We start from the raw sequence: 25,461 nt of genomic DNA on the forward strand, positions 1-25,461 counted from the left end.
ACATCCGGGGCAATAACAGTCGTCACTGCCGTATTTTGAAAGGGATATACGATGAGAAATGTCGCCTCTGTTACGTTGCTGCTGGCATTCACGCTCTGTTCCTTACAGGTGAATGCCGAAGATGAACCGCAAATCATTACGCCGGAAGGGCTGGCCACCAGCCAGATGCTCCCCTCTCTGGATGGGTCGGTGGCCGAACTCCCGCTGAGCGCCGCCGCGCCCGGCAACCTGACGCTTAACGATGCGGTAAGCCGCGCCGTAAGCTGGCATCCTGCGATCCGTGAATCGATCGGCAAACTGCTCTCGCAAAATGAGCAGATCGACGTGGCGAAATCGAAATATTATCCGCAGGTCACGGCCGGGGTGAACAACGGCTACAGCAATACCTATAACGATCATGGCTTCAGCCCGTCGCTGGTGATCTCGGTCTCGCAAATGCTGTATGACTTTGGCAAAGTCGCCAGTCAGGTACGCGCCGAGACTGCGGGGGCCGCCCAGCAGCAGGCTAACGTCTTACTCAGCATTGACACCGTCGCCCACGAAACGGCCAACGCCATTGTGCAGGTACAGTCCTGGCAGCAAATGGTCGACGCCGCCGAAGCGCAACTCTCCGCCCTGAACGGCATTGGCAGGCTGACCCGACAACGTAACGATGAAGGAGCCACGTCGCTCTCTGACGTTGTACAAACCGATGCGCGTATCGAATCCGCTCGTTCGCAGCTGGCGCAGTATCAGGCGAACCTCGACAGCAGCAAGGCGACACTGATGAGCTTTCTTGGCTGGAATTCGCTCAACGGCGTCAGCAACGCGTTCCCGGTGAAACTGGACAGCAGCTGCGACATCACCAAGCCTGATGACAGGCTGGTACCTGCCGTGCTGGCAGCCTGGGCGCAGGCTAATGTCGCACAGGCCAATCTGGATTACGCCAACGCGCAGATGACGCCCACTATCTCTCTTGAACCTTCCGTGCAGCACTATCTCAATGACAAATATCCCAGCCATGAGGTGCTCGACAAAACGCAGTACTCCACGTGGGTAAAAGTCGAGATGCCGCTGTATCAAGGAGGCGGACTCACCGCCCGACGCAACGCCGCTGGTCATGCGGTAGACTCGGCACAGTATTCCATCCAGCGTACCCGCCTTGACGTGCGCCAGAAACTGCTCGAATCCCGCAGCCAGGCGATGAGTCTTGCCACCGCCCTGCAGATCCTGCGCCGCCAGCAACGACTGAGCGAACGCACGCGCGAACTGTATCAACAGCAATATCTGGATCTCGGCTCTCGTCCGCTGCTCGACGTGCTTAACGCCGAGCAGGAGGTGTATCAGGCCCGCTTTGCCGAACTGCAAACCCAAAGCCAGCTTCGTCAACTCCAGCTGAACTGCCTCTACAATACCGGCACGCTGCGCCAGGCGTTCGCCCTCAACAATCGCAGCATCCAGTCAGTGGAGATCCAGCTATGAGCCACGTCGAGCCGGGTGCAGAAGAGACGATTAGCGAGTCCGCCCTGAACCTGTGGGCGCAGGCCATTAGCCACATTGCCAGCCACTATCGCGTCACCTGCTCGCCCGGCGCGATTCAGGCCAACGCTCCGTGGTTTGCCGGAAAAAATAAACCCCTCGCCCTGACGCAGCTCGCGCGCCAGGCGGGGCTGTCGTTTCATGCGCTGGATACCACAAAACATCTGTTCAGCCAGTGGCGTTTACCGGTTGTGGCGGAGCTACGCGACGGCCAAATTATGGTAATAGAGCACTTCAACGGTGAAGATGCGCTGGATGTGTTTATCATCGCCGAAGAAGGTCAGCGCAACCGGCTGGCGATTGCCGAGCTGCTGCCGGAGATCCACACCATTACCGCGCTGCGCCCGCTGTCGGCGCTCAAAGACAGTCGGGTCGACCGCTATGTTTCGCGCTTTAAGCCGGACTGGATGCGCGACCTGGTGCTACAGGACATCCGGCCTTACCTGCCGGTGATGGTAGCCGCGTTCCTGATTAACGTTCTGTCGCTCGCCGGGATTATCTTCTCGATGCAGGTTTACGACCGGGTGATCCCGGCCCAATCGTATCCCACGCTGTATGTGCTCTCGACCGGCGTGCTGGTGGCGGTGCTGTTCGGCTTTTTACTGCGCGAAGCCCGTACCCATATCATGGATGTGCTCGGCAAGCGCGCCGACATGCGCATTTCCGATCGCGTGTTCAGCCACGCACTGCGCCTGCGTAACAGCGCCATCCCCCGCTCCACCGGCAGCTTTATTTCCCAGCTCCGCGAACTGGAGCAGGTACGGGAGATGATCACCTCCTCAACCCTGTCGACCCTTGTCGATCTGCCCTTTTTCTTTTTGTTTATCGTCGTGATGGCCTGCATCGCCCCGCAGCTGGCGTGGATAGCGCCCGTCGCTGCGATCCTGATGATCCTGCCTGGCCTTCTGTTACAGAAGAAGCTGGCTGTGCTCGCCAACCAGGCTGCACACGAGTCCACGCTGCGTAACGCGGTGCTGGTCGAAAGCGTCCAGGGGCTGGAAGACATCAAGCTGATGCAGGCGGAGAACCGCTTTTTGCAGCAGTGGAACAGCTACATCCGCATTACCGGCGAGTCCGGACTGCGCACGCGCAAGCTGACTCAAGGGCTGATTGGCTGGGGCATGTCGGTACAAAGTCTGGTCTACGCTGCGATTATTATGTTCGGTGCGCCGATGGTCATCGAAGGCACCATGACCACCGGCGCGGTCGTGGCGGCCTCAATGCTCGGCTCAAGAATGATTGCCCCGATGGCAAATCTATGCGGCGTTTTGGCGCGCTGGCAGCAGGTCAAGGCAGCGAAGACGGGGCTGGATAGCATTATGCAGCTCCCCACCGAAACCCAGCACAATGAGAACCGGGTACATCAGGAAATCTTTCGCGGGCACTATCTGTTTGAGAACGCCCACTTTCGCTACCACAGCGACGATCAACAGGTGCCGCTGCGCATCGCCCGCCTCGAGGTGATGCCAGGGGAACGCATCGCCATCCTCGGGCGTAACGGCGCGGGGAAATCCACCCTACTACAGGCCATGGCGGGCGGTGTGGAGCTGATTCAGGGCGACGTCCGGCTCGATAACCTGAGCCTGGCGCAGATCGACATGGCCGATTTACGCCGCAACATCGGCTTTCTCAGCCAAAATGCACGCCTGTTTTTTGGCACGCTGCGTGAGAACCTGACCCTCGGCGCCCCGCATGTCAGCGATGCTCAGATATTCGACGCGCTGGAAGTCAGCGGCGCAGCCACCTTTGTTAAACACCTCGCCAAAGGGCTGGGACACCCGATTATGGAAGGCGGTAACGGCCTCTCCGGCGGGCAGCGGCAATCCATTCTGCTGGCAAGAATGCTGCTGCGCTCGCCCAATATTGTGCTGCTCGACGAACCCAGCGCCTCGCTGGATGAACATACCGAGCGGGAGTTTATTCAACGGCTAAACCAATGGCTCGGCAACCGCACGCTGATCGTCGCCACCCACCGCGTACCGGTTCTGGAACTGGTCGAGCGCGTGGTGGTGTTAAAAGAAGGTCAACTGGTGATGGATGCCCCGAAAGCACAGGCGCTGAACGCGAGTCGCGCGCCTGCACAGACTCACGGTCGGGAGTGGAAAAATGAAAACCAATCCGCATGATGCCGCCATGGACGACCTCGACATCCGCCACGAACAGCGCTTTTCCGGTGCCAGCCGTATTATCCTGCTCAGCACGCTGCTGTTTGCCATCCTGGGCATCTGGGCATACTTCGGGACGCTGGATGAAGTCTCCACCGGCAGCGGCAAAGTGATCCCCAGCTCGCGCGAACAGGTGTTGCAGTCGCTTGACGGCGGGATCCTCGCCGAACTGACGGTGCGCGAAGGAGACAAAGTACAGGCCAATCAGGTAGTGGCCCGTCTCGACCCGACCCGCTCGGAATCTAACGTCGGCGAAAGCGCCGCCCGATACCGCGCCTCGCTGGCCTCCAGCGCGCGACTCAATGCCGAAGTCAACGATCTGCCGCTGACCTTTCCCGATGCACTGAACGCCTGGCCCGACCTTATCGCCTCCGAAACCCGGCTGTATAAAAGCCGTCGGGCGCAGCTTGCCGACGCGATGGTCGAACTCCAGGATGCGCTGGTCTCGGTAAATAAAGAGCTGGCAATCACCCAGCGGCTGGAGAAAAGCGGCGCCGCCAGCCATGTGGAAGTGCTGCGCCTGCAGCGACAAAAAAGCGACCTCGGACTAAAAATCACCGACCTGCGCTCGCAGTATTACGTGCAGGCGCGGGAAGCACTGTCAAAAGCCAACGCCGAAGTAGATATGCTGGCGGCCATTTTGAAAGGGCGTGAAGATTCCGTCACCCGTCTGACCGTCCGCGCCCCGATGCGCGGCATCGTGAAAAACATCCAGGTCACCACCATTGGCGGCGTGATCCCGCCCAACGGCGAGATGATGGAGATTGTACCGGTCGACGATCACCTGCTGATAGAAACGCGCCTGTCACCGCGCGATATCGCCTTTATTCACCCCGGACAGCGAGCGCTGGTGAAAATCACCGCCTACGACTACGCCATCTACGGTGGGCTGGAAGGCGTGGTCGAAACCATCTCACCGGACACCATTCAGGACAAAGTAAAGCCAGAAGTCTTCTACTACCGCGTGTTTATCCGTACCCATCAGGACTATTTGCAGAACAAACTGGGGCGTCATTTCTCCATCGTTCCGGGCATGATTGCCAGCGTGGATATCAAAACCGGTGAAAAAACCATCGTCGACTATTTAATCAAACCGTTTAATCGCGCAAAAGAAGCGCTACGGGAGCGCTAAATCGTTGAGGATAAGGGGTTGCAGGGGCTGGTCACGCGTGTCACAAGTCTGGTATACTTGCCATAACACATTGGGGCTGATTCTGGATTCGACGGGATTTGCGAAACCCAAGGTGCATGCCGAGGGGCGGTTGGCCTCGTAAAAAGCCGCAAAAAAATAGTCGCAAACGACGAAAACTACGCTTTAGCAGCTTAATAACCTGCTAAGAGCCCTCTCTCCCTAGCTTCCGCTCTTAAGACGGGGATAAAGAGAGGTCAAACCCAAAAGAGATCGCGCGGATGTCCTGCCTGGGGCTGAAGTGCTAAAACTAATCAGGCTAGTTCGTTAGTGGCGTGTCTGTCCGCAGCTGGCGTGCGAATGTAAAGACTGACTAAGCATGTAGTGCCGAGGATGTAGGAATTTCGGACGCGGGTTCAACTCCCGCCAGCTCCACCAAAATTCTCCATCGGTGATTACCAGAGTCATCCGATGAAGTCCTAAGAGCCCGCACGGCGCAAGCCCTGCGGGCTTTTTTGTGCCCTCAAATTGTCCCGCGAAGTCCGAAGAGAACTAATTAAATCCGAACCTTTTAGGCACCTTGTTAGGCACCTCATAAAGCTTTATTGTTTTTGAGGTGCCTAAAACTATGGAAACCCGGCAATGGCAAGACAAACCAAACCTCTATCCGTTAAAGAAATCGAATCCGCCAACCCCAAAGAAGCGGACTACGTTCTCTATGATGGTGATGGCCTTGAGCTACTCATCAAATCCAGCGGAAGTAAAATCTGGCAGTTTCGCTACATTCGCCCTGTCACTAAGAAACGTGCGAAGAAGAGCATAGGTCCCTACCCGTCAGTTACCCTTGCCGATGCCCGAAACTATCGGGCAGAGTCCCGCTCTCTTCTGGCGAAACAAATTGATCCCCAGGAACATCAGCAGGAACAACTGCGCAGTTCAATTGAAGCCAAAACCAATACTTTCCAGCTCGTAGCTGAACGTTGGTGGAATGTGAAGAAAGCAAGCGTGACAGCGGACTATGCAGAAGATATCTGGCGCTCTCTTGAGAGAGATGTCTTTCCTGCAATTGGGGACGTTAGCGTTACAGATATTAAAGCTCACACACTGGTTCAGGCCGTTCAACCTGTTCAGGCCAGAGGAGCACTGGAAACCGTTCGTCGACTGTGCCAACGCATTAATGAGGTCATGATCTATGCCCAAAACACAGGGCTGATTGATGCTGTTCCCAGCGTTAATATCGGTAAAGCCTTCGAGAAGCCTCAGAAAAAGAACATGCCCAGCATTCGACCGGACCAGCTACCTCAACTGATGCAGACAATGCGAACAGCCAGCATTAGCCTTTCCACACGCTGCCTGTTCATGTGGCAACTTCTTACTATTACCCGCCCTGCCGAAGCGGCTGAAGCTCGCTGGGAAGAGGTAGACATAGAAGCGCGAGAGTGGAAGATTCCTGCAGCACGCATGAAAATGAACCGCGACCATACTGTTCCATTGTCAGATGAAGCAATTGCGATACTGGAGATGATGAAGCCGTTAAGTGGTAATCGAGAATTTATCTTTCCCAGTCGCATTAAGCCTACCCAGCCGATGAACAGCCAGACAGTGAATGCTGCACTCAAGCGTGCTGGCTTAGGAGGCATACTCGTATCACACGGTTTACGTTCTATCGCTAGTACGGCACTCAATGAGGAAGGATTTCTGCCTGATGTCATTGAAGCAGCACTGGCTCATGTAGACAAAAATGAGGTACGTCGCGCTTATAACCGCAGTGATTACCTTGAGCAACGGCGACCGATGATGCAATGGTGGGCTGATTTTGTTATGGCTGCTGATCGCGGAAGTATGATTGAGGGAGGTATGAGGGGAGAGCGTTTAGCGGGATGACGGATAATTAATGACAGTTCCCACTTTAGTAGTGGGCCAGATGAGAATTTATATTTCAAGCGAAAGCTAATAGTTTTAGAAATAAAGCTAATTAGCATAATATCTCTTAATTGAAGGGATATGGAGCCGCAGAAATAAATGAAGACACGGCAGTATGCGCAAAAATCAATCTTCGATCTGGAAGCAATCTTCGAGCAGTCCAGCAACAATGTTAGCGAACTTGAACAGTTGTTGAGCGAGCTGACCTTTCGCAACACTGCCAGGGCGCGGACGCTGACGGCTAAAATCGAGCAATCTCTATTTGCACTTAGCGGCCACAGCGTGGTCGCCATGTCGGCTTCCAGCCCATCAACACGCCATCCCGATTCGGTGTCCATTCAATCTTCTCGAGTTGTGCCCCACAATTCGCCTGCTGCGGAAGAGCAACTGCAACTGAAGGCCATCCCAGACTCTGCCATACGAGAGCAATTCGACAAAGACCAAATCGACCTTGGTCCGATCCCGTCTTTTTCTCCATCAGGTAAGGCGAATGATGCGCGAGCAATACTGGCAGCATGGACAGCCCTCGAAGCACTGTCGCCTCAAGGTTATAAACGCCCAGAGGATATGGCAACCGGCGACCGCTCTAGGGTTGCTCTATTGGAGCGAGGTGTTCCATGGGGACCAAATGCCCGCAGCAAGCCCAGTTATAAGCTTTATTTCGAGGTCGTCCTCGGCTCCATCGCTCTCGACAAGGCGACGGACGAGCTGGTCAAGGTTTTTGGCGAGGATGAGGAGCGTTCACGCCCGGACGGTAAGAAAGCGGCCATCGGCTCGATCCTGATCGACAAAGAAGGCTATGTGCTTGAGGAAAAAGGCGTTGCCGTGTCCAGTTTTGCCTGGGCACTCAAGCCGGCTCTCGATCTGAAGCTTGGGAGTTTAGGGAATTGGCCGAATGTTGAGCCGCGCATTATCGAGCATCTGGATCGAATGATTCGCCACCACAACAAAGATGGAGAACCCATACCGATCGATCTGAATGTTGTTCATAACGCTTATAAATGGCTTGTATCGCAGTTCAGTGTACCCGAGCATTTGGTTGAGCCACCCACATTCGCGATTAAGGTGTTTCATCATTTCAAGGCTAAGGCGCCGCCTGAACCTTCGTTACTGAATTCCTTCTATCTTGAAGATCTCGGTGAAGCAACCAAATTGCTCGAGACGGGCAAAGCCGGAACCGGTTTGCGCCGCTACATGGGAATTGGCAGACCTGACCAGAAAATCGACGTGCTATCGCCCATTTCCGCAGTTGAGCCGTTCGTCGCACCGTCGCTCATGCCGCAGGCTCGTTGGCCTTCGAAAGGCGGCCATCCACTGGTGTTGCTTCAACAGGCTGCCGTGAATGCGGCGCGTGCTGAGCTGAATGATGCTCCAGGTATCATCGGCGTCAATGGGCCTCCGGGAACCGGTAAGACCACTCTTCTCCGGGATATCGTCGTTGGATGCATTCTCGATCGGGCCACGGCGATGTCCGGCTTCAACAAACCGCAGGATGCCTTTTCCACAACAGGCGAGAAGCTGGCATTCGGTTCCAATGCATTCCTGCACTTCTACAAGTTACATGCATCCTTGAGGGGCCATGAGATCGTCGTAGCCTCCTCCAATAACAAAGCGGTCGAAAACGTCAGTAAAGAGCTTCCTCTCAAGGAAGCCAATGGTCGCCATGAACAGATCGCCTACTTCCGGTCCATCAGCGACCTGATTGCGAATCCCAAACGCGCCGGCTATTTCGAAGCCGAGGCCGAGGGGGACATCCCCTCCGACACTGTCGAAACCTGGGGGCTGATCGCCGCTGCTCTCGGCAAGAGCAGCAACCGAGGCGCGTTTCAGCAAGGTTTCTGGTGGAATGAAGACGGTGGTTTCCTTACCTACCTGAAAGCAGCTCGCGGCATAAATGTCATGCGTGAGATCAAGGACGAGCGAACTGGCGAAACCATCGATCGTGTGATGCCCAGCGTGGTTGTCAATGAGCGGCCCAGCACCAACGAAGCGGATGCTGCTGCGGCCTGGCTGAAAGCGCGAACCGCCTTTCTTAAACTTAAGGAGACGGTAGACGCCGAAATCGCCAGCATCGAAGAGATGCGACGGGATATCCAGGCGCTCAAGGGAGCGATCACCGAACTTCAAAGGGCTGAACAGCGTCGACCGAGTCTGAATGAAGCCGTCGAAGAGGCACACAAGACTGCTGAATCCTGCCAACGAGAGCATGAGAAGGCAAAATCGCAGATCGAGCAGGACAAGATCATGCTCGACAGCCATCTTGCTTGCCGTCCAGGTTTCTTCTCCCGTTTGTTTGCGACTGCGGCCTGGAAGTCGTGGAGATCGACACTGCAGAAGCTCTCGACGACCTTGCAGCAATCAGTCATACGGGCGCAGGGGACGGACGGTGCCCTAGAGCTTGCAAGGGCTGAGTGGAGCAATACTGAGTCCCAGTTACAGCAACTCGACCAGGAAATTTCCAGCAAATGTCAGGCTGTCTCGAAATTGAAGGCAACCGAGGCACAGGCACGAAACCGTATGGGAGACAGGGTCGTTGATGAGAGGTTCTTCGAGCGCGAGCACGAGGCTATCCACCTCACTGCGCCATGGCTTCCCGATGAGGTTCATCGCCTGCGGGAGGATCTTTTCGCCGCTGCCCTGACTGTGCATAAAACGTTCATCGATGCTTCGGCCAGCCGCTTGCAACACAATCTTGGGTTATTGATGTCAGGCATGGTAGCTGGTGCCTTCCAGTCTTCCGCTCACCGTGAACTTCTCCCCGACCTTTGGTCAAGCCTTTTCGTGGTTGTGCCGACCGTGTCCACGACATTCGCCTCTGTTCGGACGATGTTCGGGGATCTGCCACCAGAGAGCATTGGTTGGCTTCTGGTAGATGAAGCGGGCCAAGCCGTTCCTCAGGCAGCAGTTGGAGCTATCATGCGGGCAAAGCGCTCCATTGTGGTAGGTGACCCGTTGCAAATCCCACCTGTAGTTTCACTTCCTGAAAAGCTGAACGCCGAAATCTGCAAGTTCTTTGACATTGACCAAGTCGAATGGTCTGCCCCCGCAGCATCTACGCAGACCCTTGCTGATCAGGCATCGCGCTTCAAATCCACCTTCGTCATGGACGTAGGTGATCGAGAAGTCGGGCTGCCATTGCTCGTTCACAGGCGTTGCCAGAACCCAATGTTTGATGTTTCTAACTCCATCGCCTATGCCGGGCAGATGGTCCATGCTGTCGGGCCTAAAAAACCCGGATCTATAGGCTCGGCTTTGGGGAGATCTCACTGGGTGGATATCAATGGCGATGCTGAGACGAAGTGGTGTCCCGACGAGGGCGAAGCGGTTGTGCGAATGCTCAAAGAGCTGGCAGCATCGGGCATTACAAATCCGGACGTATTTATCATCACACCATTCAAGATCGTAGAGCAGAACATGCGTCGGCGTCTCGACAGTGAAACTGATCTGCTGCGAACGTTCGGCGTAAAGCTGGATGAATGGTGCCGTGATCGTGTAGGCACAATCCACACGTTCCAGGGCCGAGAGGCGGACACGGTAATCCTGTTGCTGGGTGCGCCGAAAGCGAGTCAGCAAAGAGCACGTCAGTGGGCGGCAAGCCCACCAAACATAATCAATGTAGCCGTCTCACGCGCCAAGCAAAACCTGTATGTGGTCGGCTCGGCTGCTGCATGGACAGGGGCGGGAACTAGCCTTCAGGTCCTGCATCGGCAATTGGCGAAATCAGCCTAACAATCTCCGAGGTGGCCCTCATTATTGAGGGCTCATCGCGACTCATTTTTGGCTAACTTCAGTAATGGGCTGGCCGCTATGTGTTAAAATCTGACATTGCTCACATAATAATCAAGCAGTCACTTTTCACCGCCCATCCAAGCTTGATAATTCTTACCGCTCCCCTTATATCCACACTGAGGAATAACCTCTGACATGGCTAAGGAGTATGATTATGGGGCTTAAACCTGGTCCAAAACCAATCGCAAAATCAACAGGAAAACCCGATCAACGCAGACGTGATAATAAGGATACACCCGGCAATACCCCAGGACTGAAACCAAGCAAATCAACTGGGAAGTAATCGTTCAAGGGTATGGAGAATTCATCTATACCCTTATCTCATCAAATCAGTCTGCTTTAGCCCGTTTAGTGCCAAGTGCGGACATTAGTGACATCACGATGTATTAATCTTCGGGGGGTAGGTCAAACCCATGCGACGAACTTACTTTCCCATTAAAATTATAAACATACAAGTTAACACTGCGGATACCAACATGGCTAATCATATTCAAGGACATGGCAGGCATCAGATGGCATTGCATCCCTGATGCCCTAGACGATTTTGTCACTGAAGATAACCCAGTCAGAATGGTTGATATATTGTTTGGCTACTTGGAACTATGAGTTTTCACACTGCCTGTGCTCAAATCCACCTGTCACACCTGCTTAAAAAACAAGCTTAATGTAGGATATTTCCGTTTTCCAAGCAGCCCCTAATACCCGGCAAAGAAGTAAAAAATTAGGCGAAAGCGGCAGGTACAAATCCGTAGATGCTCCGGGCAATGTTTTTAGCCAAATCCTTCCTGATATTATCCGTGTTGATGATTTTTTTATAAAGAATGACATTATGGTGATAAAAATCAGCCCCTGTTTTCTCTAAGAGTTCTTTGTAGTTATCGAGTTCTTTTTTATGTACGGATGCAGTAGAACTACCGATATTTCTAATCTCAGCAGCCAGATCCAGCACGGGAATGCCATACTTACGAGCATACTCACGGAATTCATATTCATTATAACGCCAGGAATTAACCTCCATATCAACTTCTGCGTGGTCAAAATATCCACTCCTGAGGGCAATTCCCGTAATAACCGCATCTGTTCCCGGCCTTTCCAACACTAAATCTTTTACGTGATTGAGAGTCTGATTTTTTTTACCATACATCTTTCGTATCTCGGTGATCATTCTGATGGTATCAACCTGAGTCTCTAAATTTACATCTCTTTTTTTGGTGAAATCGATGTCCTCCTGAGTAGCCTCACGAACAGCTTCAGGCACCTCATCAAACAGCTTCGGGTTGTCAAAGTTGGCTGGCGAGCAATAATTTTTGTCCTTAACCAGACTTATCCCGGCTTTGTAATAGCACTGCGCTACCAACCGTGAACAGAATTGACGCTCACTTAAAGGGAGTCTGAATGGAATGACCACGGCTGCCGCTTCAACCGTTGAGTACACTGATAAAACTAACGTTCTGGCATGACTATTAATAGCGGTTATTTGACGTTGTTTTAATTTTTTCCTGAGCCTCAGTACTTTAACCTGCGACCTTTTATCAAAAAGAATTCGTTGCGGATTTTTTGAGTATACGCCCCCGCTATCAGAATGAATGAGCGTGTCGTTAATCCACAGCATGGCATGTGAAAACCGGCTGAAAGTGGAAATTTTGACCAGCGTCCCTACGAATGATTTACCACCGGTGAGAATGATATCCCCCACCTCTAATTTCTTATGGTCAACTAAATACATATTTTATTGTTATACCTGTGTATAAAAAACAAGAACTACGCTTGGGTGCGTGGTCCGCATTGAAAAATCTTTAACGGGAAAGGGAAATAAGGTTCCGCACCTGAAAAAACAGCCCGAATACGCTGCATATCTTCGCCCTTTTTCCTTGAAATGTCCTGTGTATCTGACATCGTTATCTAGGATAAATAAGTATTCCGTTAACCGCAATAACATTGCTAAACGGCAGCTGAGCGGCAAGTGATCATCTGCCACACAATGTCTGACGGGTTCTGTTTATTTCTGATTTATCACTCCTCCGCCACCCGCACTATATCGCGCCCAAGTGTTCTCCAGCGCTCCGGACAGCCTCACAGTTCCGGATACTTACTGTACAAGCTTCAGGCGTGTGTTTATCTGCCTTCATTACGGGGTATAGGTCGGGTAAGGTGACGCTCAGTAGGCTTCCAGATACTGTTGCAGCCAGACAACCTTACGTCCGGACACCGGTGTTGCCTGCATACACTCCGGATCCCAGATGGCCCTCCGAGACAGGGGCTCATGGAGTTGCGCCGGCAGAATACAGCAGAGCAGGCAGAACCTATGTTTCCGCACAACCAGTGCAGTGAAAAAGCGGAACAGGTGTTTGAGATTGCGCCTGCATAGCTCTTAGTTCTAGCACTGAAACTCCCCGGTTGCGAACCGACTGAAGTTTACGCCATTCATCGCATCGCGGCACTTCAGAACAAAGCCGAGTTTCCACGCTTTCACCGGTACCGTAAGATCAAAATCTTGGCCAAAATAAATTGCTATCGTGCTGTCCAGCTCGTATACGTTGATATCTTTCATACTAAGGCCATCAGGTTAGCAACAATGATGAGATAAAGTTTACGGTTTCAGTATTCAAATTTGCAGGTCATGCGAAACTTATAACAGCCGATATTCTACCAGTCGATTGATTCATCGTGATGTAAGCGTGCACAAAACTTTGAAGGTCCGTTCCTCGCTCAAAGCAGACCTTATGACCTCGATTTCTGGCAGATCCGAGCCAAGAGCAAAAATTGATATCATCAATCGGCCTCAAGCTTAAGGGGGAACATCTCCCCCTTTTTATGTAACCAGTTTACTGAAGATGTTCTTTCAGCCAGGTACACGCGCCTTCAATGTCATACGCTTTTTCCCCAAAACCTTTCGCAAGCAGAAACTCTGGTAAATATTCATCATATTTATCTAAGTACTTTTCTGGAACATTTACAGCAAGATCAAACGCTGAGGGCAAGCCTGACAGCAGCAGGTCTTTAAGGGCCTGTTGAACAGAAGTGATACTTGAGCCGTCAATTTCTATAACTCCAGCCAATGAATTAGCTTTAAAGCCACAACGTATGAGCAAGGCTGTAATCGTATTGACAACCTTATCTCCCATCCATGGGAGGATGTAACAGTATTGGCCGCTCGTAAGAAAATACTCATTTTGCAGGTTATAACTCTGGAAGTTACGACTGCCTTCCGCAAATAGGCTTCTGGCGGCAGAATCGGCATAATCTACTCTCTTGCTACCTATTGCTATGCGGTAATCACCTTCCCTATAGATAGCGAGCATTTCCTGACGAACGGCATCATGAACAGACATTCCCCCCCCACTAAATTGTGGTGGCTGACCGCCTTTGGTCGCCTCTACATAGATAACTTTTTTCTCTGTCTCGATCTCTGTCACTCTCCAGCGCCGCCCACCGAAGATGATGTGTTGATCTGGTAGCAGTGGGGAATCCACAGGCACTGTTCCAAGGGTTCTGTTTCCGGTGACAATGCGGAACTCTTCTGGTGTGTTGAACACGGCATAAAACGTGTAATGGTTAGTCAGTTTCTCCCCCTCTGCCCCAACAACCATTTCTCCACTAGCGAGTTGAGTGAGCAAGCCACATGCCCCCATATGTTTAAGCAGGCTTTTGAAATCGCCTATATCCACATTACGGAACGGGCCTGTTTGACATAGCTGTGACCAGAGTTGATCAGCACGAACTCCGCCCCATTGCGCGGTAATTGCAAGAATCTGGTGTAGCAGCGTGGAGTAATGCATCTGCTGGGAATCGGCAGGCTCAAACCATTGTTTAGAGATCATCAATCTGATCATTGCCATCGACTGGACCAAATGCAGCCGTAGGTGGTCAACGATACTGCCAGTCACAGTGAGCTCATTTTCTGTAATTAGCATTCTTAGAACTGATGGGGAGTCGCGTCGCCCAGAACGTCCCATACGCTGACGCAGACTGGAAACAGTATGCGGAGGCGTAACTTGGATAACCGACTTAACCTTACCGATATCAATTCCCAACTCAAGCGTCATTGTACAAACAGCTGTTGTGGGCAAATTTCCTTTCTGAAGACGAGTTTCAAGCGCTTCCCGCAATTCCTTGGCAAGGGAACCATGGTGGGGAAAGAATTCATTGGGAACAATATGTTCCTCACACATGTCGCTCAGCGTGGCAGCAATGCTTTCAGTCCGCTTTCGACTGTTTGCAAAGACCAAATGAGAATCGCCACGGCAAAGTCTAAAAATGTCAGCGCAAACGTCATGTTCAGCTGAACTCTGAAGTTCTTCTTCTTTTTGGAGCACTCGCTCCAGATAACCTTTGACCTGTACCTGAAGAGTGGCCTCGCTCTTACTATCTGTAACAGTTACGCAGGGTAGTCGTTTGTCCGGGCGCAAAAGTTCGGGTACTTTCTCCAGTTCCCCCAGCGTGGCACTCAACGCAACGCGGGGAATTGGATTTACCAGGCGTCCTAACACATGGTCAATTCTATTGAGCAGAGAAAGCAGCTGTACACCACGCTCTGAGCCAATGAAAGCATGAAACTCATCAATAACGATGTATGCGACTGACGAAAACGCCTGTTTGAGCCAGCCCATTGAATTTATGAGCAAAGACTCAAGTGACTCAGGTGTAATCAGTAAAATGCCAGCAGGGTTTGTCCGAGCCTTCTTCTTTTTGCTTTGTGGTACATCCCCGTGCCAAGGAGTCACTGGCATTTCCAATGCATCTCCAAGGCTCTCAAGACGACGGTACTGATCGTTAATCAATGCCTTCAACGGACTGATATAGACGATGCCAAATCCATTAGTGAGATCTGCAACTGCCGAACAGGCAGGAAGAAAGAAAGCCTCTGTTTTACCCGCTGCTGTGCCTGCACTGATTAGCACGTCTCGATCACGGGCTAAAATTGCCGGGATAGAACTCTCCTGCAAGGGCCTTAATGTAGACCACCCCTGCTTGTAAACCCACTTACGGACGCGGGGATCGAGACTATCATAGGCACTGCTCATAATTTGAAGTTCGCCAGTCCGTCGTCGTCATCGCTTTCCTCTATAATGGCGTCATCCATTCCGCTGGGCCTGTCCTCTTCAATCGCCACACCCTCGATTAGTGTTTGCCAGTTCATCGTTCTGTTTTGTTCCAGCACGGCCAGCATGTCCAGGAAACCTTTTATGGTATTACGGGGGGTACGGAAGTAAGCGTCTCCAATGGTTTTACTACAGTGATGCAGAAATCCAGTCAGTGCCTCATCTGGAACCAGATAATTCTCTGGATCTCCGCCTGCATAAACATGACGAAGATTTCTCAGTAAAATATACAGTTCCTCAGGGGTGAGGCTGGCAAGATGCAAAGTGGGAGACGAGTAGTCAATCACTCCTGCTTTTTGCGCGAACCGATTTTCCGCCAGACGTGATTGGAGCGCCTGATAGCTGTAAAGACCTTTGCGAGGATCGAAAAGGAACTCTGGCGTCCCCCCGAGGATAAAACCAATATTCTCGGCTGAGCCTTGCAGGCAGTCATTCAGGATCCGCAAAACCTGTTCGTAGTTCGCTGTTCTTGCTTGCGTATTATTCAGTTTAAAGAGGTTCACCATTTCGTCGAGGCTGACCAAAAGACCGGCATAGCCTGCCTGGCGGACAAAAAGGCTCATCAGCTTCAAAGAGTCATAGAATGAAGCGTCTGAGATAATAGTCCGAACGTCGAGATCGTTACGGGCATCAGTTTTAGTGGTGTATTCTCCCCGCAACCAGCGAATAGCATTGGATTTTAGTGTTTCGTTATCCTGCTCATGCCCGCGCCAGAATGCATCAATGACCTTCGCAAAGTCATATCCGCCGACCATATCTGATAGTGCTGCCAAGCGTTTATGAATAACTGATGAAACCTCGGAGCCGTTCGTGTCAGCTTCCTTCCTTGCCTCCGTAACGAATCTTTCAACAACGCTAAGTAACGCATTACCATCCGGCTTGTTTCTGGTGGACATGTTTTTCATAAGCTCAGAATAGAGATTACGAGCCTGACCTCCCGATGAGTGAATGCGTCTGTCAGGAGAAAGGTCTGCACTGATTGACACCAGCTTCTTCTCTAGCGCAATAGAGCGCACAACACTCAGAAAGAACGTTTTACCAGAACCATATTCACCGATGATAAGTCTGAAGCTTGCACCACCGTCAGCAATCCTCTCAATATCCTGGTGGAGAGCGGTGATCTCATTCACGCGGCCAACCTGGATATGCTGAATGCCTATCCTTGGCGTTACACCTGACTTAAGTGACTGAATAATAGCGTCGCGTTCTTTCACTCTTATACGTGTTACAGACATTCACTATCCCTCTAATTCTTTGGCAATTTCCAGGTCAACCCAGATATCATCATCGGCATCGTCCAGTACCGGAGCATCAACCACCGCATAGGACCAGTCATTAATCACCTCAAGCGCACCGCCGAGCATCAAATTCAAATTTCCGCACAATTCTGTCGCCTCTTTCCGGGACCACTGTTCTTTCTCCAGCAAACTGCGATAAAGCTGGCTATGTGCGGAGTCTAGCCCCCCCGCCTCCGTTAATGAGGCTGGAGCGCTTTCTGGCTCTTCCGGTTCTTCTTCGGTGAAAATTGTGTTCAGCAATTTACGAACATCATCCGTGGCAGATTCGTGGCGGGCAAGTACATTAGCATCCAGTGTGAACCCTACTGCTGGCTGATCAGTTGGTACAGACGAGACGAGATCATGTTCAGTTGCGGAATGCTGATGGATATTGCTCGAGACAGATGAGGGATCCAGCCCCAAACTTGAATAAATCTTCTCAAGCTGTTTGATTTCGGCAGGCGCTATTGTCCTATCCGAACAGGCAACACTAACGATAACTTTACCCACAGCAGCTTTTTCCGCGGCCCCCATCAACTCAATCCTGCTTTTCATTCCTGTCATATTGGCTGGGGTATGAAGTTGCCACGTTAAATACGCATGTAGAGAGCGTTTTTCATCATCGGTGAAGCCAGTATTGTTGTTGATGGCATTCTCAAGCACTTTCTGTTCAGCTTGATCAAGAGAATCGTCAATCAAGGCGACCATCGCCCCTAATCTGAGCGTCATTACTGCTGAGATAAATTCAGAAGAAGGTGAGAAGCGTCCACCTTCGGCGGCAGGGAATAGAACAAGTGTCCCATCAACATCCGCCTTCACATGGTGATAATACGGGTCAGGTGCCAGACCGTAGCCCATCTTCAGAGCAAAGGCCTGCATCAAATCGGCCTCTTTTTTATTGATCTTATTGGGGCAACTGGCATTCATATGTGCCCAAAAGTCAGCAACTGAGACTAACCCCTCCTTGACGAGGATCGCCTCATCAGCCCAGCGTTTGAATGAGCTTAATATTTTTTCTGCGCTTTCATTAACGATCTCTGAAGGGAGCAACATAATTGCAGCCGTATCATTGACTGACGTACCTTTCCTACCAAGGTAGCGACTATAAGCATCAAGTTCATCCGTACATATGTCGGCAAGAGCCATAATTTTCTGGACAGGGCTCTTCAACGCACTTGGATCAGGCAGGTCGGGAACAGGGAGTCGAACACCTCGCAAACTAGGACTTGCTGGTGTGTAATCTAACCTTAGGCGCGTTTTATTCGCCTTAACGACCATCCCTTCACCATATTTGAGGGTGTAACGCCGTTTGAAAAGCGCAGCAAACTCTTTAGCACAGCGGCGAGCCGGGGTACGCAGCGAATACTCGGTGTGGTTTATTAACCAGTTCAACGCCAGTTCAGCTGATACAGGAACTCCTTCATGTACAGTTTTTGCCAGAGCCAGCTTAAATTGCATGCTGTTGCTGAAACCTGAATTGCTATCGAGCTCAGTGGCTAAGCCCATGTTCGGGCGCAGAATAGACATGGCTTCGAGTAACTGGGCCGAATATCCACGGAATGAGCGGTTCTCAATGAATACGGATCTTAACCGAGCGACTTCTTTGAACAGATTACGGAACTCAGCATCAGGGAATTTTGGGTCAGTGGAATCTATGAGCGCTTTTCTTTCCAGGCCGTAGAGGTAGATAAAAACATAGCCGATAGGACACGATGGATCAGACCTATCGCTGGCGAGCCAACTGACATACGCACCGCGTGCTTCTGGGGAAAGAGAGGAAAAACTGGGCCAGTATCCTAATGAACTGTCCTCGTAAAGATAAGAAGTAGGTTTTATCTTACATGTGTCATCAATTAATGATGCCTCATTTCCATCGTCATAATAGCCGCCTGATTCCTGACCGGAGGGCTTCATACGTTGCCCCAAGTAAATGTGGCCACCGCTAATTGCTACACCAGCTACAGTTATCATCTCACCCGGAAGTACCCATCGAGCTAGTGCACCTGCTGACTTTGAGGTGTTCCGGTAATGATTGGTTGTCACCCGAAGTTCAACACCCCGACCACCGCTCAATGTAAAAGTTGCAAGGTTATCGTCTTCACTATCATCGTTTCGCACAACCGCCTCTTTTTTCTTGATGTCAGCGAGCCATTCTTTTGGCGGTGCTTTCACGGGGCTTGAAGCATAAGACTTTGGAGATTTACGTTTTTTCTTTCTAAAAAACAACAAGTAAATTACTAAAATCGCCGCCAGAAACTTCAATAACTCCATGATATATAACCTTAAAATCATTCTCCATTCACATTTGAAATGTGGTAGGGAATGCATGGCAAGTGGATTAATCTCAAAATAATACGTCTAAATCGCTAGGGTTAAAAGCAAATCGCAATTAAAATTAACCAATTGATTTAAATAACAAAAATCATTGAATAATTTACTCAACCAGAAGTGAATTTTTAAGGAGTAAAAAGCCTGCTGGGCCATTCGCCTAAGAATGATGTTGTACTAATGCTAGGTTAACATACGAGCAAATATACTGCGGATGCAGAACTGACCGCTGTATGATGACATTTACCTAGTCGTTGAGAATTTCGGTAACTATTGGAAAGCCGTTAGAGACTGTACATTCTCGGATTTTAAGAGTAGCTGGTTTAGTTTTGTGTAATAGCTGCGTCAGGTCAAACCTGATCTATGAGCAGATATAGCGAGGGGCCCCACGCTGATTTTTATCAACTAATTAAGCTATGAGCTGAGTTGTGCCGAAGTTAAGATATCCTCATCACCTACGTTGATGAGCTGAAGAGCATCTCTGACGCCATTAATGCAGTTTATCCGGAGAGCGGATTAAGTTCTGTATCATTCACATGGTGCGTAATAGCCTGCGGCTCGTATCTTAGAAGGACTACAAAGCATTAACCCATGACCTGGGGTACCAGCGGCAGAGGCGGTTTTACACGACGAATACCATTGCCAGATTGGACAGTGTGATTCGGCATACCATTAAAAAGTGCAAGGTACTCCCGACAGATTACTCATTAAAAAGTTGTATCGCTATCAACCCTGTCAGTATCGCTAAAAAGACGATGATGTTCAGGGGAGCTCGTATCGTCTTATTATCAGCTCTATGCTCTTCTGCACAGCCACATCTGAGAAAAAGCAGTCACATGGAATCACGTACGCGCTCTCAAGGTACCGGGCTATCGATTTTGCGACACCCCGATACGTTTTTGTACTGCCTTCGCGAACGCCGCCTTCACTCTTTTGTCTTTGACTGACCATTCAGCCAACAACTTGCTCTGGCTTGCCTCCACCATTGCCGCGTCCCGTGAGTCGTTTTTATCCTGTGCGGAAGGCCATCCATGCTCCTCAATATAGGGCCTTAACGCTTTAATAATTGCGTTGATGGCATCGGTTTTAGTTTCCCAGCCCTCAGGTTGCGCTTCCAGGTGTTTTATCACTTCGTCTTTAACGCCATCAAAACGTGTCGCTTTGACCTTTCCGCCATAAGCAGAATTGAGTTTATGCCGTTCCTTGATTCTTTTACCTGCTGCGGATTCACTGCGTTTCAGACCGCGATCCAACAACGCGATAGCCTTCAGCATTAATTGCACCGCATGATCTGGATCAGATTCGAGAGCCGATGTTCCCTGCTCCCAGTATTGTTCAGCCTCAGACATATCGTTCCTGATCCCCTTTATCATCCATTCTGAAAGACTGAAAATTTTCAGATAACGCCGCCATTTTTTCTCTCCGTGCTCATCAGCAAGTCGCCGCGCTAAATCTTCATCCTTCGTTTGTCTCCCTGTTTGTAGCACGATAACAATTTCAGTATCTTTATTCAGCCATTGCCTGGCGATATGTTTCTGTCTGACCCCGAGATGAAAACGTAACGCTTTCCTCTTTTTACGAAATACGATGAGTAACTCATCAGGGGTAAAATCCCTGTCTAAATCAGCCATGAAGTCCCTCTTTTCGAATGACAATTTCTATACTCCAGTAAATTTCCTTGCCTGACACCTGGAACGACTCATTCTTGCCCTTAGCCAGACGCTTCCGACACCATTCTCGAAAAAAAACATTCGTCACCAACAAAAAACGGGAAAAAACCTAAAAAAAAACCTCCTATCTCATTGTTATAAAATGCCTTTTTTGCTACAGCCACCAGGCGGGTGCCATTACCTGTTCCGGCACCATACAATTGCGTCCATATCGAAAGAACAGGGGGAATTAACAGATATGTCTGTACAAGGTATCAGGATACTGCGCATACGCGCCGTTGTTAACAAAACGGGCATCGCCCGCTCAACCATCTATGACTGGATCAACCCGAAGTCACCGCGTTACGACCCGACCTTCCCGAAACAGCGCAGGCTGGGTATGCAGTCCGTCGGCTGGCTTGAGTCAGAGCTGGATGCATGGCTGCTGGAACGCCAGCAGGCATCATAAGCGATGAGATAGTATTGGTAAAAATTAAAGGAGGATACGCAGGTTATATAACAACGTCTCTGATTTAAATATGTGCTCGCTGCGACATATTTTTGCCAGTTGCAAGGAAACTGAATACGATTATTTATTGGGTAAGATTATTACTTTAAATAAATTTTGACGCTTGGCTATTTTATTATATTCACAACTACCCGTTACTGAAAACAGTAACCAAGGAGAATATTACATGCAGAATATACTGCCACACACTGTCATTCCGAAAATGCCGGAGCCTTATATTCCCGTACAAAATAGAACCCCGGAGGGTTACCCTGTCTGCGCGTTCCCGCCGGTGATGCGGGATGTCATTGATGCTCTTTATAACGAGACGGGTATCCCGGCGGAACTGATAGCGGGGGCCGTACTGGCAGCCTCTTCCCTCGCCTGTCAGGCTCATATTGAGGTGGTACCACCACACTCATCGGATCCGATGCACTGTGCACTGTATTTACTGACGTTGGCGGTCTCCGGTGAAGGTAAGACCAGTATCAGCAAAAAAGTGATGAAGCCTTTTTACCGGTTCGCTGAGCAAATGAAGCAGCAGCACGACAGTCTGATGAAGGCACACCTGCGTGCTGATAATATCTGGAAAATACACCAGAAAGCATTGACCAGTAATCTGTACACTGCCATCAAAAGCGGTTCTGAGGGGACGGAGGAAGAACGGCTGTTAGATGAACATGCAGAAACCCGGCAGCAGCCTCCGACCCGCCTGGCGATGCTTTATGACGACACCACCGCAAAGGCGCTCCTGGAAGGTTTGAGCCGGTATTCTGAAGCCGGGGTGCTCTCAGATGAGGCAATTACCTTTTTTAAAGGGTATCTGAAAAACAACCTCGGTTTACTGAATAAAGCCTGGGACGGGGAGACCTATGAATACCACCGCCCGGGCGGTGAGGAGTACGATATCAACGCCTGCCTGACCCTGGCATTAATGGTTCAGCCCCCGGTCTTTGAAAATTACCGCCGTAACCACGGTGAACTCAGCAAGGGAAGTGGTTTTCTGTCGCGGTTTCTTTATATCAATACCATCAGCACGCTGGGACGTCGCCGCACAAATACGGACCATGCTCATTCTGATGAAGCATTAAATGTGTTCCACAGTAAAATTAACCAGTTACTTGATAAGCAAAAGGCGCGTTTTTATAGTCACGATACACAGAAACAAACGCTCAGATTATCTGATGATGCGACCACTTACTGGGCAGATAAACAGTCAGAGCTCAGCCGTAAAACAGCCCCCGGACAGCAGATGGAGCATATCAGTGAAATTGCAGCCAAAGCGGGGGCGAATGCCCTCAGGGTTGCGGCCATTCTGACATATATGTATTCACCTGAGAGTTTATGTATTTCGCGGGGGGTCATCCAGGCCGCCTTCAAAATTGTGGAATGGCATCTTGAAGAAGCGGAAAGGCTGTTTTTCCCTTCTTCTGAACGGAATGCATTTATGGAGGACGTTTACGAGATGTTCAGGTGGCTTAAGGAGAAATTTCTCGATAATGAGGGATATCCACTCAGGAAAAATGAGGTAAACCGGAACGGCCCGAACCGGCTGCGTGACGCCAGTAAATCACAATCTGTTCTTGAGCAGTTAATCGCACTGGGTCTGATTTGTTTTATTCGTCCCGGCCGTCATTCTGCGGTGTATATTGCCATGCCCTCCCTGGAATGTCGCCACTCATGGTGTATTCCACCGGCATTCCTGGAGAACGGACATAATCCGATTATTGCATCGCCAGAGAATGTCACTGGCAGGTATGGTTTTGAATACTTTGACTTTAACAGGCTGGAATATTAATCGGGACACCTCACTACAGAGACCCGAATGGCCAGAGCGTAAACCGGTTAAACGTCTTGGAAAAACAGCCACAGAGGCAAAAACCCCGCGCCAGTCGCGACTGGTCGCAATCCGCGCGGGGTTTTCTCAGAATACAGTGCTAAAAAACAGATAATGACGACTGGTGGAAAGCTCTGTGGATATGAACCATTAACAGCCATCAAAACATGTAATTTCACACAATGTGTTTTGCTAGTGTATTTCTTACTCATTTGAGACAAATACATTAACATTTAATTAATGTTGATTAATAAATATATTTAATGACATATAAAAATAGCATCATTGTTATTAACAACAAAAGCAAAGACATTATCACATTAAATAAGAGTTTAATTATGGCCGTATGTAAAAGAAATAACTGCATGGCACAGATCGGCCATTCACCCGCCGAACGGATATTACGGCTATGCCCGGTACATTATCAGGGCAGACAGTTAAATGCAGCCAGACGAACGGAAAGAGCAGCATTAATATGCCAGTATCCCGCCTGTGGTATCAGTATATCTGAAACCCGCAATCAGTTTTATTGTTGTAAGGAACATCGGGATAAAGCCCGGAGGTTAATCGATGACGATGCTATTATAAGACTGGTTAAGCACTCTTACTGGCTCAATCTGGAAGCTATGCTAAAAAATAATTCCCTTGGACTGGGGAGTATCACCGGTCCGACGGATATTGCAGACCTCATTCGGTTATATCAGCGCAAAGCTGTCCACCAAAAAACGTATAATATGCTGAACGGGCACAGAGTTGCTGATACGACAAAAAGGTTAATCCCCTGGCTGGATCTTGAGCTATGCCACATTTACCCTAACTCTAAGGGCGGTGCAAATATCGCCAGAAACATTATCATCGCACCTGCTGCTATAAACCGGATGATGAAGGATTTTATCCCCTGCTGTCAGTCAGGAGTGCTGAGTGGCATAAAAGCAATGGAAACACCTCAACCGGTTAAATCGACCTTACTGAAAGCGTTAACGGATAAATACGGTTCAGATGCTGTACAGGAAGCATTGTACGGAGTTAAGCATCTTGCCTTTGCTGATTTAAGTCTGTCACGCAGGCTATTTGACACTGATATTTACGCATTCCCTCCACTAACCCGTCTGTTAAAAGAGGAAGCCTTACGCCTGAATTTGATGTCACTATGGGAAACGCTGGTTTGTACCGAAGTCAGCGTCTGGCTTAATGCCGGGCCTGCGAATGAATTATTTGCCGTTGCCGCGTTTCATGCGTTGCTGAACGGCGACGCCGACCACCTGCTGGAGCAATGTTATCGTTTAGTCGATGAAATCAGGGTGAAGCACAAGCGGGGGTCTCAACAAATCTACGACGAATTTCAGCATATACTCAGCCAGTACATGGCAAAATATTTTCACATTGACACCAGCGACCACAGAGCCTGTAATCTCTTCTATAACCGCTTTTTTAGTGTTCCTCCTGTCACAGAGGACGGTGTCTGCGCCATACCGCCTCAGTGATGCATTTCCTCAGCCTGTGTTCAATAAAATCTCAGATATATATCACCCTTCCGAAGTGAAACCGGACCATCGATAAACTCGGGCGAGGTTTACGGTAAATATATTTACTGAACCACGATCAATTTTGTCGATCGGTTCGATCGAATTTCATCGTTATCCCCTTCTTTTTTGCAGCTATAAAATCCCAACGGGATGCTTATGACTGTCTGTCTTCTACTAAAAAACATGCAGATACCCTTTCCGGGTAGAGTTTTACGAAAACCAGAGGTGCACAAAAATGAACAGAAAAATGATTCACCCTTTATTACTGACCTGTGCGCTGGTACCGGCAGTGGCAATGGCCTTCGGTAATCAAACCACCTGGACCCGTGGATGGGGGCAGGGAGTATCAGAGTTTGTTATCAACGGGGAAGGTCAGTCACAACTGTCTCTGAGCTGTGAGGATTATGGCTCGCAACCGGCCACGGTCATATTTACTGACGCCAGCGGGCATCAGGTCAGTATGGATGAAGATAAAAGCCTTCAGGTCAGTATCGACGGTGGAGCACTTATTGATATCAGCGAATCTGGCAGTCGCGTGGGCGGTAATAACCTGGCGCGGGCCTGGGATCAGTTACGTAATGGCAAACAGGTCTCAGTGACAGGAGACGGTGCTAAGCCTGCCACTTTCACGCTGGCCGGGGCGGCTAAGGTACTACCGGCATTCGGGACACACGGCTGTGTGGGTAAAGATGCACTCTAGCCTGTATCTG

General features: G+C 50.2%; 14 protein-coding genes and 1 other RNA gene. 10 read left to right on the plus strand and 5 right to left on the minus strand.

The genetic code is table 11. The features are described from left to right. Positions 1-51 precede the first annotated feature (51 nt). The 6 genes from FDX22_RS13695 (at position 52) to FDX22_RS13720 (ending at position 10,464) form a co-directional block, all read left to right on the plus strand. Entirely contained in the window at positions 52-1,461 is a 1,410-nt protein-coding gene (locus tag FDX22_RS13695; protein WP_135911571.1) for a TolC family outer membrane protein, read from the plus strand. Next, positions 1,458-3,644, plus strand: a complete 2,187-nt coding sequence (locus FDX22_RS13700; protein WP_146717334.1) for a type I secretion system permease/ATPase — start codon at positions 1,458-1,460, stop codon at positions 3,642-3,644. Before FDX22_RS13695 ends, FDX22_RS13700 begins: the two co-directional genes overlap by 4 nt. Positions 3,645-3,651: 7 nt before the next feature. Beyond that, positions 3,652-4,815 (plus strand): HlyD family efflux transporter periplasmic adaptor subunit, encoded by a 1,164-nt coding sequence (locus FDX22_RS13705; RefSeq protein ID WP_137400253.1) that lies wholly within the window; start codon positions 3,652-3,654, stop codon positions 4,813-4,815. 72 nt (positions 4,816-4,887) lie between these two features. Next, positions 4,888-5,250: a transfer-messenger RNA gene (gene ssrA / locus FDX22_RS13710) on the plus strand. A 204-nt stretch (positions 5,251-5,454) separates the two neighbouring features. Continuing rightward, a complete protein-coding gene (locus tag FDX22_RS13715; RefSeq protein ID WP_146717335.1) occupies positions 5,455-6,696 on the plus strand; it encodes an integrase in 1,242 nt (413 codons plus the stop codon). A gap of 138 nt (positions 6,697-6,834) precedes the next feature. Further along, positions 6,835-10,464, plus strand: a complete 3,630-nt coding sequence (locus FDX22_RS13720) for an ATP-binding protein (protein WP_146717336.1) — start codon at positions 6,835-6,837, stop codon at positions 10,462-10,464. 781 nt (positions 10,465-11,245) lie between these two features. Here the strand turns inward: FDX22_RS13720 and FDX22_RS13730 are convergent. The 5 genes from FDX22_RS13730 to FDX22_RS13750 all read right to left on the minus strand — a co-directional run bounded on the left by FDX22_RS13730 (position 11,246) and on the right by FDX22_RS13750 (position 20,862). Continuing rightward, positions 11,246-12,250 carry a YiiX/YebB-like N1pC/P60 family cysteine hydrolase gene (locus FDX22_RS13730; protein WP_146717338.1) on the minus strand — a complete coding sequence of 335 codons (1,005 nt, stop codon included), beginning with the start codon at positions 12,248-12,250 and terminating at the stop codon, positions 11,246-11,248. Positions 12,251-13,349: 1,099 nt separating this feature from the next. After that, entirely contained in the window at positions 13,350-15,548 is a 2,199-nt protein-coding gene (locus FDX22_RS13735) for a DEAD/DEAH box helicase (RefSeq protein ID WP_146717339.1), read from the minus strand. Continuing rightward, positions 15,545-16,861, minus strand: a complete 1,317-nt coding sequence (locus FDX22_RS13740; protein ID WP_146717340.1) for an ATP-binding protein — start codon at positions 16,859-16,861, stop codon at positions 15,545-15,547. Before FDX22_RS13740 ends, FDX22_RS13735 begins: the two co-directional genes overlap by 4 nt. A gap of 3 nt (positions 16,862-16,864) precedes the next feature. Continuing rightward, the gene (locus FDX22_RS13745; RefSeq protein WP_146717341.1) at positions 16,865-19,174 is read right to left on the minus strand and encodes a TerB N-terminal domain-containing protein; all 2,310 of its coding nucleotides are present in this window, start codon (positions 19,172-19,174) and stop codon (positions 16,865-16,867) included. Between the two features lie 926 nt (positions 19,175-20,100). After that, positions 20,101-20,862 carry a hypothetical protein gene (locus tag FDX22_RS13750; RefSeq protein WP_004114617.1) on the minus strand — a complete coding sequence of 254 codons (762 nt, stop codon included), beginning with the start codon at positions 20,860-20,862 and terminating at the stop codon, positions 20,101-20,103. Positions 20,863-21,139: 277 nt separating this feature from the next. On the opposite strand from FDX22_RS13750, the gene FDX22_RS13755 reads away from it, so the two are divergent. The 4 genes from FDX22_RS13755 (at position 21,140) to FDX22_RS13770 (ending at position 25,451) form a co-directional block, all read left to right on the plus strand. Next, the gene (locus FDX22_RS13755; protein WP_004136909.1) at positions 21,140-21,349 is read left to right on the plus strand and encodes an AlpA family transcriptional regulator; all 210 of its coding nucleotides are present in this window, start codon (positions 21,140-21,142) and stop codon (positions 21,347-21,349) included. A 226-nt stretch (positions 21,350-21,575) separates the two neighbouring features. Further along, positions 21,576-23,186: a YfjI family protein gene (locus FDX22_RS13760; protein WP_146717391.1), complete on the plus strand. Its 1,611-nt coding sequence runs from the start codon at positions 21,576-21,578 to the stop codon at positions 23,184-23,186. A gap of 302 nt (positions 23,187-23,488) precedes the next feature. Continuing rightward, positions 23,489-24,709 carry a hypothetical protein gene (locus tag FDX22_RS13765; protein WP_228758116.1) on the plus strand — a complete coding sequence of 407 codons (1,221 nt, stop codon included), beginning with the start codon at positions 23,489-23,491 and terminating at the stop codon, positions 24,707-24,709. 277 nt (positions 24,710-24,986) lie between these two features. Next, complete coding sequence (locus FDX22_RS13770) at positions 24,987-25,451, plus strand: hypothetical protein (protein ID WP_146717342.1); 465 nt, start codon at positions 24,987-24,989, stop codon at positions 25,449-25,451. Positions 25,452-25,461: the final 10 nt, after the last annotated feature.

It is taken from the genome of Citrobacter sp. TBCS-14, from assembly GCF_005280805.1.
Lineage (GTDB): Bacteria > Pseudomonadota > Gammaproteobacteria > Enterobacterales > Enterobacteriaceae > Citrobacter > Citrobacter gillenii.

What these genes read in the sequence shown, in the direction of transcription:
- FDX22_RS13695 (WP_135911571.1), top strand. Translation starts at nt 52, where the DNA reads ATGAGAAATGTCGCCTCTGTTACGTTGCTGCTGGCATTCACGCTCTGT.
- FDX22_RS13700 (WP_146717334.1), top strand. Translation starts at nt 1,458, where the DNA reads ATGAGCCACGTCGAGCCGGGTGCAGAAGAGACGATTAGCGAGTCCGCC.
- FDX22_RS13705 (WP_137400253.1), top strand. Translation starts at nt 3,652, where the DNA reads ATGGACGACCTCGACATCCGCCACGAACAGCGCTTTTCCGGTGCCAGC.
- FDX22_RS13715 (WP_146717335.1), top strand. Translation starts at nt 5,455, where the DNA reads ATGGCAAGACAAACCAAACCTCTATCCGTTAAAGAAATCGAATCCGCC.
- FDX22_RS13720 (WP_146717336.1), top strand. Translation starts at nt 6,835, where the DNA reads ATGAAGACACGGCAGTATGCGCAAAAATCAATCTTCGATCTGGAAGCA.
- FDX22_RS13730 (WP_146717338.1), bottom strand. Translation starts at nt 12,250, where the DNA reads ATGTATTTAGTTGACCATAAGAAATTAGAGGTGGGGGATATCATTCTC.
- FDX22_RS13735 (WP_146717339.1), bottom strand. Translation starts at nt 15,548, where the DNA reads ATGAGCAGTGCCTATGATAGTCTCGATCCCCGCGTCCGTAAGTGGGTT.
- FDX22_RS13740 (WP_146717340.1), bottom strand. Translation starts at nt 16,861, where the DNA reads ATGTCTGTAACACGTATAAGAGTGAAAGAACGCGACGCTATTATTCAG.
- FDX22_RS13745 (WP_146717341.1), bottom strand. Translation starts at nt 19,174, where the DNA reads ATGGAGTTATTGAAGTTTCTGGCGGCGATTTTAGTAATTTACTTGTTG.
- FDX22_RS13750 (WP_004114617.1), bottom strand. Translation starts at nt 20,862, where the DNA reads ATGGCTGATTTAGACAGGGATTTTACCCCTGATGAGTTACTCATCGTA.
- FDX22_RS13755 (WP_004136909.1), top strand. Translation starts at nt 21,140, where the DNA reads ATGTCTGTACAAGGTATCAGGATACTGCGCATACGCGCCGTTGTTAAC.
- FDX22_RS13760 (WP_146717391.1), top strand. Translation starts at nt 21,576, where the DNA reads ATGCAGAATATACTGCCACACACTGTCATTCCGAAAATGCCGGAGCCT.
- FDX22_RS13765 (WP_228758116.1), top strand. Translation starts at nt 23,489, where the DNA reads ATGACATATAAAAATAGCATCATTGTTATTAACAACAAAAGCAAAGAC.
- FDX22_RS13770 (WP_146717342.1), top strand. Translation starts at nt 24,987, where the DNA reads ATGAACAGAAAAATGATTCACCCTTTATTACTGACCTGTGCGCTGGTA.